At 49.8% G+C, this 13,820-nt stretch carries 8 protein-coding genes and 1 pseudogene; 1 reads left to right on the forward strand and 8 read right to left on the reverse strand.

Translation table 11 applies throughout. From position 1 onward, the window contains the following. Nucleotides 1-26: 26 nt before the first annotated feature. Nucleotides 27-1,898 (forward strand): type I pullulanase, encoded by a 1,872-nt coding sequence (gene pulA, locus BLR73_RS06250; protein ID WP_176763655.1) that lies wholly within the window; start codon nucleotides 27-29, stop codon nucleotides 1,896-1,898. A 102-nt stretch (nucleotides 1,899-2,000) separates the two neighbouring features. On the opposite strand, the gene BLR73_RS06255 is transcribed toward pulA, so the two are convergent. From BLR73_RS06255 to BLR73_RS06285, 8 genes and pseudogenes are all read right to left on the reverse strand, one after another. Further along, nucleotides 2,001-2,945, reverse strand: coding sequence for an alpha/beta hydrolase (locus BLR73_RS06255; protein ID WP_233456479.1), 945 nt, complete (start codon nucleotides 2,943-2,945; stop codon nucleotides 2,001-2,003). After that, entirely contained in the window at nucleotides 2,942-4,126 is a 1,185-nt protein-coding gene (locus tag BLR73_RS06260; protein WP_143010893.1) for a glucuronyl esterase domain-containing protein, read from the reverse strand. The genes BLR73_RS06255 and BLR73_RS06260 overlap by 4 nt, the downstream gene beginning before the upstream one ends. A gap of 17 nt (nucleotides 4,127-4,143) precedes the next feature. Then, nucleotides 4,144-6,072: an alpha/beta hydrolase-fold protein gene (locus tag BLR73_RS06265; RefSeq protein ID WP_091860236.1), complete on the reverse strand. Its 1,929-nt coding sequence runs from the start codon at nucleotides 6,070-6,072 to the stop codon at nucleotides 4,144-4,146. Nucleotides 6,073-6,091: 19 nt separating this feature from the next. Next, nucleotides 6,092-8,239 (reverse strand): glycoside hydrolase family 31 protein, encoded by a 2,148-nt coding sequence (locus BLR73_RS06270; protein WP_091860239.1) that lies wholly within the window; start codon nucleotides 8,237-8,239, stop codon nucleotides 6,092-6,094. A 9-nt stretch (nucleotides 8,240-8,248) separates the two neighbouring features. Next, entirely contained in the window at nucleotides 8,249-9,598 is a 1,350-nt protein-coding gene (locus tag BLR73_RS14345) for a family 43 glycosylhydrolase (RefSeq protein ID WP_176763656.1), read from the reverse strand. A 57-nt stretch (nucleotides 9,599-9,655) separates the two neighbouring features. Then, nucleotides 9,656-11,011, reverse strand: a pseudogene (locus BLR73_RS06275) (glycoside hydrolase family 43 protein); the annotation flags it as partial. Nucleotides 11,012-11,127: 116 nt separating this feature from the next. After that, nucleotides 11,128-12,579: a TolB family protein gene (locus BLR73_RS06280; protein ID WP_091860242.1), complete on the reverse strand. Its 1,452-nt coding sequence runs from the start codon at nucleotides 12,577-12,579 to the stop codon at nucleotides 11,128-11,130. Between the two features lie 11 nt (nucleotides 12,580-12,590). Then, on the reverse strand, nucleotides 12,591-13,814 hold the full coding sequence (locus tag BLR73_RS06285) for a DUF6057 family protein (protein ID WP_143010894.1): 1,224 nt from the start codon (nucleotides 13,812-13,814) through the stop codon (nucleotides 12,591-12,593). Nucleotides 13,815-13,820: the final 6 nt, after the last annotated feature.

Here is a 13,820-nt window from a genome sequence, read left to right on the forward strand (position 1 = left end):
AATTGATTTTTGCAGGATTGTTGTCTATGCTACTACCCCATCAGGTAGTAGCACAGACGTTTAAAGAGGTGAGCTATGCACCTCAAGCAACCAAGTTCCAGTTGTTTGCACCCAATGATGCCAAGCAGATTACTGTCCGTGTCTATAAAGACGGACTAGGCGGCAAGGCCATCAAACGCGTAAAAATGCAGAAGACTGGCAACGAATGCTGGACAGCCACCATCAAGGGCGACCTGATGGGAAAGTTCTACACCTTCGACATGGGTAAGGGCGAGTGCCCTGGTGTCTTTGCCAAGGCCGTAGGTGCCAACGGTAAGCGTGGCGCCATCATCAATATGGCCAGCACCGATCCTGAGCACTGGTGCTGTGATGAGCGTCCTGTCACAAAATCGCCTGCAGATCTGATTATCTACGAGATGCACCATCGCGACTTCTCTATCAATCGTCAGGATGCGCAGTATCCAGGCAAGTTCATGGCTTTGACTGAGCCCTGGGCTATCGACCATCTGAAGTCGTTAGGTGTGAATGCCATCCACATTCTGCCCAGCTACGACTACGGTTCGGTGGATGAGACACGACTGAGCGACAACAAGTACAACTGGGGCTACGATCCAGTGAACTACAATGTGCCCGAGGGTGGCTATTCCACCAATCCTTACAAGCCCGAGGTACGCATCCGCGAGTTCAAGCAGATGGTGCAGGCGCTGCACAAGGCTGGCATCCGCGTGATTCTCGACGTGGTGTATAACCACACCTACGACATCGAGCACTCCAACTTTCAGCGCACCTATCCCGACTATTTCTATCGCAAAACAGCCGATGGCCAGTACAGCAACGGCAGTGGCTGTGGCAACGAGACTGCATCCGAAAAGCCCATGATGCGCCAGTTCATGATTGAGAGCGTGAAGTACTGGATTAACGAATTCCATATCGATGGATTCCGTTTCGATCTGATGGGCGTTCACGACATCGAGACGATGAACGCCATCCGAAAGGCTGTTAACGACATCGATCCCACCATCTTCATTTATGGCGAGGGTTGGAGTGCAGGCAGCTGTGCCTATCCGCAGGAAAAGCTCGGTATGAAGGCCAATATCCCACAGATGCCAACTATTGCAGCCTTTAGCGATGAGATTCGCGATGCGCTGCGCGGTCCGTTCAGCGACGATAAGCAGCCCGCATTCTTAGCTGGCTTGGCAGGCCATAAGGAGAGCATCAAGTTCGGTATCGCTGGTGCCATCAGTCATCCGCAGGTGGATATGACCAAGGTGAACTATAGCAAGGAGCCTTGGGCCACAGAGCCCACGCAGATGATCAGCTATGTGAGCTGTCACGACGACATGTGCCTGGTGGACCGCTTGCAGAGCAGCATCCCTGGCATCACCACCGAGGAACTGATCAAGCTCGACCTGCTGGCACAGACAGCCGTGTTCACCTCACAGGGCGTGCCTTTCATGCTCAGTGGCGAGGAGCTGCTGCGCAATAAGAAAGGTGTGCACAACAGCTTTGAGTCGCCCGACAGCATCAATCAGCTCAACTGGGACAACCTGAAGCAATATCCACAGGTGTTCAATTATTATAAGAACCTGATTCAGTTGCGCAAGAATCATCCTGCTTTCCGTTTGGGCAATGCCGACTTGGTGCGCAAGCATCTGGAGTTTATCGATGCTCCAGAGAGTGTGGTAGCCTTCCGTCTGAAGAACTATGCAGGACGCGACGACTGGCGCAACATCATCGTGGTGCTCAATGCCAACAAGGAGCCCATGGAGCTCACCATCCCTGATGGCCACTACACCATCGTATGCTGCGATGGCACCATCAATGAGAATGGGCTCGGCACCCTCAAAGGCTCCAAGGCCATCGTAGATGCCCAGTCGGCATTAATTCTCCACGACTAAATCAAAAAGTAACTTTTCGCTAATCGAAAAGTAGCTTATCACCCAACAAGAAGTAGCTTTTCGCATGGCGAAAAGCTACTTCTTGTTATAAGAATAGTCATTTTACAGGAGAGCCTTCAGGAAATTCACCATCTTCTGAAGGTTTTCTTCTACATACATAGCTGGTCCGCCATGACTGCCTTCGGGAACGAAGGTGGCCTCGGTCTTTACTCCTGCAGCCTTCAACGTCTCGAAGAAAGCCTTTCCCTGGCAGCAGGGCACAACGTTATCCTTCTCACCGTGGAAGATGATGATAGGAGGATCGTTCTTATCCACATAGGTATTGGCACTCAGACTGAGATACTTATCAGGTTCCTTAGCCAACTTTGAGTTCAACAGCACATCCTCAGGACTGTTCTCGCCCATCTTCATCGACTCACCACAGTCCATCGCAGTCAGGTCGATAGGCCCCGACCAGTCGCAAGCAGCATTTACAGAACTGCACTCGTTCAGATAGTTACCTACGTTGCCCTCCAGGTCGATATCCACGGTGCCCACCTTAGTCTGCTTGGTACCACTGGTAGTAGCAGCAGTAGAAGCCAGATGACCACCTGATGAGAAGCCGCTGGTAGCGATGAACTTGGTATCAAACTTATACTTCTTAGCCTCACCACGTACAAAACGAATCACGGCACGGATATCATGAATCTGAGCAGGCCACTTGGCGTCCATGCTCGAACGGTGGTTAGGACAAACCACAGCAAAACCGGCATCTAGCAAACTCTTTACGATGGTACCCAGATCGGCCATACCCTTACTGTTGTTGCTGAACCAGGCACTGCCATAGATATGAATCACCACAGGATAAGAAGCCTTTTCCTGCTTAGGCAGATAAATGTCGCAGGTGTGATAAGCCTGGTCGTCGCCAGCATAATTCACATCCTTCCATTCCTGCGAGGTTTCCAGCTTCACCTGAGGTGCCTGAAAACCTCCGAATCCGCCTGCTGGCTGAGCCATGGCCACAGCCGAGAGGCAACACATACATACTGATAATATAGTCTTCTTCATTTGATTAATGTTTTAGAATAAACGCGAATATCACTCGTTTTAGTATCTTTGCCTAACAAAAATTTATCAATAAAGGCCAAAACTTCGGGCCATTGGCACTCAGGCAACTGACAGTGGCCGTGACCACCAACGATACTCCAACCCATACGATCGGCAATACCGAAACGCTCCCATACCTTCTTGGCTGCCTTGGCTGATACCAACATGGCATCGTCGGCCAACCACTTGTAGTCGGGATTGCCCAACAGCAACAGGGCGCGTGGGCACACCAATGCACACAGCTCGTGCTGGTCGTAAGGCAGCTGATACACACTGTCGCCATGGAAGTTAGTGAGCTGACTCTCCAAGAACCAGTGATAGTCGGTCTTATCCAGATTCTCTACGCTGTCCTGCAGATGCGAGTAGCGCCAGGCAGCAGCACCGCCACCACCAGGCTCCTGAGCGATGGTGAGTGCCACACGCTCATCAAAGGCACCGCAATAGAGTGCCATCTTACCAGCATACGAGCAGCCCGTAACGCCGATATGCTTGGTGTCAATCTTGGTAATCTCAGGACCTAACAGTTCCAGTCCATCTATCAAACGACTGAAGCCCCAAGCCCATTCGCTGTAGGCTCCGTTGTCCTTCAAGTCGGGATAGAGACGGTCGAAGTTGTGCTCACCACGCTCATGGTGCTTGCCCCACTGTCCGTAGTCGTTCACCTGCTTCTCGTGGAAGTTCATGGTGGCAATGGGACGGTCCTCGAACAACTGGCGTGGCAGCGCAATCATGCTCGAGCCAATCATCAGGGGATAAGGCGCCTTGCCCGTTTTGGGATATCTGATTTCAGAGGTCAGAGTGAGTGTCTGTCCATTCACGGTCACATCCACAATGAGGGTGTCGCCACTCATGCGGGCCTTGATATTCTCTTTCTTCACAGCCGGCTTCTCGCCAATGCCGTAATGCTGTATCAGGGCAGCTATCTCACTGCGGCGACGCGCCCAGTCGCTGAAACCATTCACGCCTTTCAGTGGGTCGGGCAGGTCCTTGATGACCGGCAACTGACTGGCCTCGGGCATGGCAGGCTTAGCAAAAGCAGCACCTGTGTTTTCTACTTGATAACGCAAAGGAAGTTGGCCACCCTGCTGCGCCTGAGCGCAGAGGGCAGCACAACACAGTACAATAGTTGATATAAGTCTCATAGTTCTTTTCTCTTGATTTACATACCGAAGCCGCCGCCAAAGCCACCGCCTCCATTAAAGCCGCCACCGCCAAAGCCGCCCATAGCGGGGAACTCAGGATCGGGCTGCTTCTTAATTTCGAGCAACAGTTTTACTAAGGCTCTGCGACGCAAGCTCCATGTAGGATAATCGTTGGCGTCCAGCTTATTCATCTTAAAGCCAGGCATCTGCATACCACCCTGCTGCTGACTCAGATCCTGAGCGCTCACGGTGATCATACAGGGCTTGGCATTGCCATCGGCAATCAAACGGTCGGTAATGGCATCGGCACCACCTACCTTAAACCAGCTTTCTACCGATTCGCCTTCGACAGGAATCAGCTGGATAAAGGCAGGCATCACGCCCATACGCATATTGCCAGAGATATAGAAAGCGGTATTACGCTCCAAGTCGTAGCTGACACGACCGTGATCCATTTCACCTTGCGAGGCAAAGTTGAATGGCGACTTGGGATTGTCGGCCACACTGTACTTAAAGCCGGCATCGGGCGAGATATACATGTTGCTGGGGTCGGTAACCTGCATGCTGTCAACCACAAAGCAATACTTAAAGGTCTCAAACAGATACTCGTTCAGCTTCACGCTCCACACGCCATCGCTGTCGCGCTCCATAGCCACATTCTCGGGCAGCATCTCGCACTCCAGCTCCACCTTCTTAGCCTCAGGCGCCTTGAAACGGAAGATGACACCATCCTCGGTATATTCGGGCGAGATGATAGGACGTGGGAAGAGTCGGGCCATAACACCAGGAGTGAACTGCTGCTCCTTTCCGGTCTTGGCAGGGGCTGGCTCACCGGTAGCCATGGCTGCTTCGGCAGCTTTCTTATTGAAGAGCAGTGGCAGGGTCTTGGTCAGGAAATACTTGGCGTTCATCCAGGTATGTCCGAACTTATCGTTGGTAAACTCCTTCACACTGCGGATACCCTTGGTGTCGAGGAACTCCATATAGTCGCGGGCATTGCCATACAGGAAATCGTCGGTACCAACACCCAACCAGAACAGGCGTATCTTCTTATTCGTATCCTCAGCATTATCGTAAACACCTGCAATATCGGTTGATGTAAACGAACTGTAGCTGCACAGATACGAGAACTTATCCAGGTTGCTCAAGCCATTGAACAAAGCCTGGTTTCCACCACGCGAGAAACCACCGATGGCACGATGATCCTTATTGTTGATGGTACGGTAGTTTTTCTCGATATAAGGCATCAGGTCGTTGATCAGGTCCTTACTGAACACGTCGCCACCAAAACGGGTTTGTGGAGCACCGTTAGCAGCAGGCGCTGCCAACAGTTTGGTGGGATTGCCATAAGGCAGCACGATAATCATCTCCTTGGCAGCCTTCTGTGCCAGCAGATTGTCGAGGATATAGTTCACACGACCCACCTTATAATAAACCTCTTCGGTATCAGTAGTACCACTAATCAGATAGAATACAGGGTATTTCTTATCACGACTCATCATGTAGTTGGGTGGCAAATACACGATGGCGGTATTGGTGCCGCCCAGACTCTTAGAGTAATAATGGATATACTCCATGGTGCCATGGGGCACATTCTTGATGTCGTGGGGAAGTCCATCTTTCGATTTGATCTCCAACAGACTGTTCTTAAAGCCCTCGTTGGGGAAGTACTGTGGGTTGTCGGGGTCCATGATGCTCACACCGTCAACCACGAAGCAATAGGGATACATGTCGGGGGCAGCCGGACCCAGCGTTACGGTCCAGAAGCCTGTCTTGGCATCTTTCTGCATGGCTTTACGCCCTGCAAACTGCACATCAACCAGCACCTCTTTGGCCTGGTCGTTCTTATACTGGAATGTTACCGTACCATCAGCATTGGTGATGGTGCCGGCCTTTGCCTGCATAGCGCAGGCCATGAGTAGAGTTAATAATAGTTTTTTGCTCATAAGTTTAAAGTTTATGTAATTATTCTATAGAATATCCAACTCTGATAAACACAGGGATATAGGCCTTAGTTACTGGCGTTTCAACATACTGTCCGCCATCGTAGTATTTTCCTGTATGATAGTCGGTCCAACCGCCAGGATGCTTGGGCAGATAGGTGCGCCATGTGGTCACACCTGGCTCGGTAACCGGACTGATGAGCAGTGCCGGACCAAACATGTATTCATACTTTTGCTTCAGAGCCTCGGCATCATGTGCGAAGTCGAACACCAATGGGCGCATCAGTGTACTACCCTGTTCAGAGACAGCCTTGGCGCAACGCTTGATATAAGGCAGAAGCTGATAGCGCTCTTTCAGACAGTTAGCAATGATTGTCTGCGCCTCCTGACCATAGTTCCAGGGTTCGGTATTACTCATATAACCATGCACACGCATCAGTGGCAGATAAACTGCGGTCTCTATCCAGCGCAGCATACGCTCGATATAGGCACTGTCGGTATATTGATTCTGCGGACGGAAGAAGCCGCCGGCATCGTAGGTCCACCAGGGGATGCCAGCAGCCTGCATGCCAAGACCTGCTGTAATCTGGCGGCGGAAAGTCTCCCAATCGTTACCCACATCACCACTCCACATGGCCGAGCCATAGCGCTGGATACCAGCAAAACCGCAACGGGTGAGTATCATCGGTTCCTTACCAGCTGCCACAAGACCTTCATACACCGTCTTGTTCACCAGTAGCGGATAGACATTACGCACCTGTTCACCATTCCATCGACCGTTGTTCACCTTACGGCCCAACAGGTCGTCGTTCTCAGGTTCGGTAGCATCCTGCCACCAGGCATCGATACCCAAAGGCAACAGGCGCTCTTTGAAGTTCTTCCAATAGGCAGCGGCAGCCTCAGGATTAAAAAAGTCAATCCAATCAGTTTCAGGGATATAATAGTTGGCGGCTAGCATCTGCTGACCCACTTCTGAGTTCTTGTCGATCTTCGACCACACACTCAGCATCAGTTTCATGCCCATCTGGTGCAGACTGTCGGTCAGCGCCTTGGGATCGGGATAGAACGCCTCATCGAAACGCATCGAGTTCCAACCGTATTTGCCCCAATACTGCCAGTCCTGAACCAGCATACTCACGGGCAGGTTCTCGCTACGGAAGCGGTTGGCGGTCTGCAGAATCTCATCCGACGAGTGGAAACGCTCGCGACAGTGGATATACCCCAAAGCCCACTCTGGCATCTGAGGGCACTCACCGGTCAGCTCGCGATAGGTCGCAATAATCTCATCAGGCGAACCCACAAACACCGTATAGTCAACACCATCGGCTACTGGCGAACGGAACACGGTCTCGTCTTTCACCTTATTATAATATACGACAGGCTGATCAATCTTGGTTAGTTCTGCCGACAGCTGGTGACGACCTTTGGTCAGATGTACTATCTTAGAGGCCGTAGGTGGCAGCCATACGTTCTGCATCTCTATCACCTGCTCGCCATCTATGGTCAGGTTATGGCGGCGCGCCATCTTCTGCCCCACATCGAGCAGCAGCGCATAATCGCCGGTTTCATCAATATCAATCGTGGCCTCGAAGATATGGCGTTCGCGGACCTCACGCTTGCCACCTTCGGTAGAGGTGACATCCACCACCTCACGCTCACCAGCACCAGCACGCTTCGTCAGCTTCACACTATTGCTGCAAGGGTTAAAGTCGGTCAGGCCGTAGTTGTTCCACAACACGCCATAGCCCTTACTCGAAATCAGCATGGGGATACTGATCTGGGTGTTTACCTGCGTGAGTCGGCGCGACAGTCCACGCACATTGCTGTAGCCATCCTGGAACTGTCCCAGACCAAAGAGGTATTCATCCTTAGGCGAGTCGAAAGTCAGCGTAGCCTCGCTACCAACCAACTGATGGTCAGTGGCTTTAAAAACAGCTTTGCCGGTCTTATCTTTCACCGTCAAGGTACGACCTTCCACCTCGGCAGTAATATCTGCATGTTTCAGTTCATCGTGACTCACATACAACCAGTCGGGCAAATCACTCTTTGTAGCCGGATTGGCGTATCTCACTCTCACGGCATTCTTAGCCACATAAGTTACAGAAAGGTTCTGCGCAGTGGCCGACACTGCCACTACACAGAACAGAATAGTTGATATTAGTTTCTTCATTATCGTTATTTATTTTTTAAACTGCCACCAATCCAGACGAACATCACCTGATGCTTTGTCGAAACATATATAAAGATCATGCACACCAGCAGCATTCTTCACTTTGCCACCGAATGAGCGATATTTCTCTACGCCACCAGTCTTACCGATAGTAACGGTACCTACTACAGGACCATCGGCACTATCTAAACGCAGACTGATGGTGCATCCACCAGTAGCGGCTGCGGTGATATTAAACTGCTTGGCACCCTTACCGAAGTCAACACCACGCAGTTTGATATATTCGCCATCATTGACATCAAAGATATACATGTTCTTCTTACCCGTAGAGGTCGGCATATCAGCTACCACACCGGTATTCTCGATACCCATCTTGGCACTCTTCAGTCCAAAGCCCCAAGCCATGGTCTCAGCCTCTACTCGCTGGTAGGGGTTCAGCCAGTGCAACTGTTTCATGGGCTGCTGGTCCAACCAATAAGGAATCTCCTGGATGGTGCCATCGCCATTATAGGTAATCTCCTGAGCCGACACACTGCGACGCTCATGGTGCACAAAAGTCTCCAAGTGCATCAGGTCGTAGTTCTGACCGAACACATACGAATGTCCCTTGAAATCGCAGATACCGGGATGGTTACCACGGTCGCGCTGGGTAGGCTTCATAATATAGCCTTTCCATTCCCAAGGTCCGGTAGGACTGTCGCTCATGGCATAGCCTAAAGCCTCAGGGCAACAGGTTGATGCGAAACCTAAATAGTAATGACCATTGCGCTTGTAGAACCAAGGTCCCTCCTGATAGTTGGGAATATGTGGCAGTTTGGTTACACCGCTGGTCAGCGATGTCATATCCTCACCTAACTTAGCCCAGAAGGTATGTGGGTTTCCCCAGTACATATAAGCCTGACCATCGTCATCGGTATAAACCGATGGATCGATATCATACCAGTTGCTCTGATCCCATACCAATGGTTTTCCAAGTGGATCCTTGAAAGGTCCGTAAGGCGAATCAGCCTCTAACACACCAATACCATGACCATGCAATGGGGCATAAAGATAGTACTTACCATTACGCTCTACGGTCTGGATAGCCCAGCCACCGTTCTCGCGACTGCGCCAAGCGAAGTCTTTCAACGAAGCCACTGCACCATGCTCGGTCCAGTTCACCATATCGGTAGTGCTCCACAACAGCCAGTCGTACATAAAGAAACCTGCCGAACTCTTCTCGTTCACATCGGGGATATCCTCGGGCGAGGCATCATGCGAAGTATAGAGGAACAGGGTATCACCTACTACCAGTGGCGATGGGTCGGCAGTATATTTGGTTTGGAACAAAGGCATGTTCACCTGCTCCAGTCCACGCATCTCCCACCAGTCGAAGTTAAACAGTTTTGGTCCCTTACGACCTTTGAACACCAGATAAACGTCGGCTGTAGCAGGCAGGTTCAAACCCGAAATGGTTCGGGTTGGTGCATCGATATCGGTGATGGTAGAGTAATCCAGATCAACGGTAATGGTCTGCCACTTCTCCCAGCCACCTGTACCAGGCACGTTCAGGGTGCCCAAACATCTGCCACCGATACTGTCGAGATGAATCTCAATTCTGCCACCACGCAAACCACTGGCCACACGGGCTGTGAACGTACGTGGATACTTGTGGGCAAAGGCCACATTCTGAAGTTTGATATAGTCGCCATTGTGGATGTCACTGACATAAACCCCTACCTCATCATTTTGCTCGGTCTTCACGCCTTTCGAGAAAGCCATCGTCTCGGCCTCAACCTTACGATAAGGGTTAAACGTGCCAACAGGCTTCACACCGGCATCAGTAGGCAGAATCTTGGGAAAACTGCCATCCGCATTGTACTTAAACTCCTCAACAGCTACACTACGACCGAAACCGCCACCATTTGGCAGTTTACCTGTATGGTAGAAGAAATAGCTATGACCTTTATAATCGGCCACACCACAGTGGTTGGTAAACGAGTTGGTATCGCACAGCGGCATAATCTCGCCAGCATACTTCCAGGGACCTGTTGGCGATGGTGCCGTGCTATACGAGATATGTTCGGGCACACCACCAGCGGCATACAACAACTGATATGTACCATTGCGCTTGGTTAACCAAGGACCTTCAACATACGAATCTTTATAGGTCTTGCCCTTCTCGCGCTCCTTCATCATCGGACCGCCAAAAGCCTCTTCGGTCATAGGCAGCTTTCCCAGTTCACCTTCGTACGAAATCATATCACGGTTCAGCTTCAGGTAGTAGCACTGTGGATTACCCCACATCAGCCAAGCCTGCCCATCGTCATCAATCATCACGGTTGGATCGATATGATCCCAGCTGCCATTCTCAAACAAAGGTTTTCCAAGTGCATCCTTAAACGGACCTGTAGGACTATCGCTCACAGCCACACCAATGGCCATACCATTCGAAATCTTTGAATGAGCACAGATATACCAGTAGAATTTTCCGTCACGTTCGATAGTCTGTCCGGCCCAAGCACGGTCATCGGCCCACGAGAAAGTCTCCAAGGCCAATGGCGAACCATGGTCCTGCCAGTTCACCATATCCTGAGTTGAATATACACGCCACTCCTGCATCCAAAAGAAGTCGGCGCCATCTTCGTCATGACCAGTATAAACATACATTGTTCCGTTATGTACCATCGGTGCAGGGTCGCTGGTACACCAAGTCTGTACGAAGGGGTTCTGTGCCTTCGCACCTGTAGCTAGCAACATGAGTGCTGCTATGGCTGCTGATTTATTAATCATTCTTTCTCGCTTATTAGTTTACTGCTGCAAAGGTAGCACAAAATAACGATATTAGATTTCCTATATGTATCATTTACTTTGTGAAACGTAACAGATAACTTAAAGCAAGATAGATATCATAAGAAACGCTCTATTTTCCTACCCATTTCGCGAGCATTCGTTTTAACTGGTACAGATGTAAAATCGGGGGTGTTATACGAATACATTAAGCGCTGATAATACTCCTTAGGATTTTGTTGTGGAAGCAGGAACGGCTTGGTGGCCTTCCCGTGTTCATCAACAGACGAGAAATAAAGACGTGTGTACAAACCATCCTCACGACGACTGGTAAACAGGAACCAACGACTATTACGCGTCCAGTTATGCAAACTCTCCGAACGTGTGCTATTCACCTCGTTCAATGGTCTGTTTACTCCCGTCTCAAGATCAAGCATATATAAATCTGCTTCCGGATGCCAAACCGAGAAGTAACCATAATCCAACTGCGTGTACATCAAGTACTTTCCATCATACGAAGGGCGAGGCCAAGTCACGCTTTTACCCGTTACACCAGCATTTACCAACGTATCCACCTCGGTACCAATCTTGCCCGATTTCTCATCAAATGCCACTCTACAAAGACTATACTTTACCTGATCATAGCCTTTGGGATAGTTGCCACATCTGGCAGTTGTAAAAAACAACCACTCACCATCAGGCGAGAAAGCAGGTGTATTCTCAGCCCAACCAGTCATCATAATCAGGGTATCCTTGATAACCTCATGCTTCTCCATGTCGTAAACAAACACATCCGATGAGGTATCAAACACCTCAATACGTTTGTTGTTGCCAGTATGAAACATCTGTGCTGTTTTATTAGTTGAAAAGGCACAATAGCGACCACTCGGATGCCAGTAGGGATAGACCATTGTACCTCCCAGACTGTCGTTACGCGCTTTGAGGAGTACATCCTTTCCGTGTTGATGTACCACTGTAGCACCATGCTTACCTCTCACATGGAACACATACTGCTCAGGATTCGTACGATTCTGGGTATGACAGTTCATGCATTGTCCATGCACTTGCGAATTCTCCAGCATCGACGTTTCTGTAAAGTCAGAGAGACAACGCTGATACAGCCCCATATGACCATAGAGCGCATAACTGGGCGCAATACGGCGATAGGTAATGCCCCATTCGTCAAGCGGATTCGGACTAACCTCGATAGAAAAGTCGCGATACTGATACCAGTTTCCCTCTCTGCATGCCATCACCGACACCAACAAACGACTTCCCTTGTTAGCCTTCAATAACTGATGCCACTCATCTACGTCAAAATCAGCATAGGTCCCCTCTGCATGTATAGAACCACCCTTCTCGCCTTTCACATCTACATAGACATCTGTAAAGTCATCATCAGTCATTGAGAAATTCAGCGGTGCGATATCCACAGGTATCGTTACACCGATATAATCCGGATATATATCAGGCTGCTGGTTCACCATCTGCACATGATCAGGGTGCAGACTACATGCCGACACGAGAAATGACAGCAGTGTTATCAAAGCCCATTTGTTTATCTTCTTCATATCACCTTCATCTAAAAGAAATTCACATCAACTGTCTGACCATAGATATCCTGTAATGGGCCATAGAATGGCACCCTTTTAATTGTTTCAGGATGCGCAGCCAACTCTCTCATCTGTTTTGCCCAGTTACGATAGAACAAGGTAGATTCCAATAAAGAGATGTATTTCAACGCTACCTCATATTGCCCCGTAATCAGAGCTGTTTCCACCAGTCGCGACAGTTCACGACCACTCATATTATAATTCGAAGTACTCTCCAGCACCTCGAAGGCAGCACGTTGCGATATGTTCGGGAAACCCATGTGAAGATATACATCGCTCATCATCATAGCCGCCATACCACTGGTCAGCACCTCGTAAGTATGCAACAGATTCTCCTTCAACTCATCACCGGAAATCTGCTTCAGGTAATACTTGGCCAAACGTACCACGTTTTTACAAGCTAACGACTGCGGTTCCTGCTCGTTCGACCTCCTGACAATCTCGTTCCAGTCTTTCATACGCAAAAGACGATCATACACCATCTCCTCATCGGTGCCATACTTGCCACGCTGAATCATCTGGTAATCCAAACCCTTGAATATATTCTCCAAAGAATACGGCACGAAATACGAACTGGAGATGATACAGGCCAATAACAGCAGGCCCATACCCGAAGTCTGTGCTACAACAGCTATTCTTTCGCGAGGGATGGAAAGCATTCTGAGATGATATAAAGGCAATAACACGATGATAGGACCTGCCTGCCAATAGCCTATTGGCACGAGCAGACATGAAACGATGAAAGCAGGCATCTTCCGATGGGGCAATAGCAATATCAGCACCAATGTAAACAGAAGACCTACAGGCAGAGTCATTGAGAAGTCCAGGTCGCATAACAGGTAACATAGCACAACCGAAGGTAAGAAAGATACGGGGAAAAGAATCTTCTCACTGACAGCAGGCAGAACTCGTTTCAGCAGCACACCGAAAAGCTGTTGAATGGCAACCAGCAAGATAGCAGACAGCAAGGCTCCCAGCGTCACGAATCGAAAGAACTGTACCAGGAACTCTCCAACATAGCGCGCCATGCCACCAGGAAAAGCCAACCGCTCCATCAGATAATCATCCTGATAGAGGAACAGCTGAAACGACTCACGCGCCAATATCACTTCAGGCCGCACATACCCCCAGAAACAGAACACTGCTAAACCAAATAGGGCTGTCAGATATAGTTTCCAATTCTTTTTCATCATTTCGTT

The sequence above is a fragment of the Prevotella sp. khp1 genome (assembly GCF_900102205.1).
Taxonomy (GTDB): Bacteria; Bacteroidota; Bacteroidia; order Bacteroidales; family Bacteroidaceae; genus Prevotella; species Prevotella ruminicola.

What these genes read in the sequence shown, in the direction of transcription:
- BLR73_RS14345 (WP_176763656.1), bottom strand. Translation starts at nt 9,598, where the DNA reads ATGCGTGGACTGGAGCAGGTGAACATGCCTTTGTTCCAAACCAAATAT.
- BLR73_RS06255 (WP_233456479.1), bottom strand. Translation starts at nt 2,945, where the DNA reads ATGAAGAAGACTATATTATCAGTATGTATGTGTTGCCTCTCGGCTGTG.
- BLR73_RS06260 (WP_143010893.1), bottom strand. Translation starts at nt 4,126, where the DNA reads ATGAGACTTATATCAACTATTGTACTGTGTTGTGCTGCCCTCTGCGCT.
- pulA (WP_176763655.1), top strand. Translation starts at nt 27, where the DNA reads ATGCTACTACCCCATCAGGTAGTAGCACAGACGTTTAAAGAGGTGAGC.
- BLR73_RS06285 (WP_143010894.1), bottom strand. Translation starts at nt 13,814, where the DNA reads ATGATGAAAAAGAATTGGAAACTATATCTGACAGCCCTATTTGGTTTA.
- BLR73_RS06270 (WP_091860239.1), bottom strand. Translation starts at nt 8,239, where the DNA reads ATGAAGAAACTAATATCAACTATTCTGTTCTGTGTAGTGGCAGTGTCG.
- BLR73_RS06265 (WP_091860236.1), bottom strand. Translation starts at nt 6,072, where the DNA reads ATGAGCAAAAAACTATTATTAACTCTACTCATGGCCTGCGCTATGCAG.
- BLR73_RS06280 (WP_091860242.1), bottom strand. Translation starts at nt 12,579, where the DNA reads ATGAAGAAGATAAACAAATGGGCTTTGATAACACTGCTGTCATTTCTC.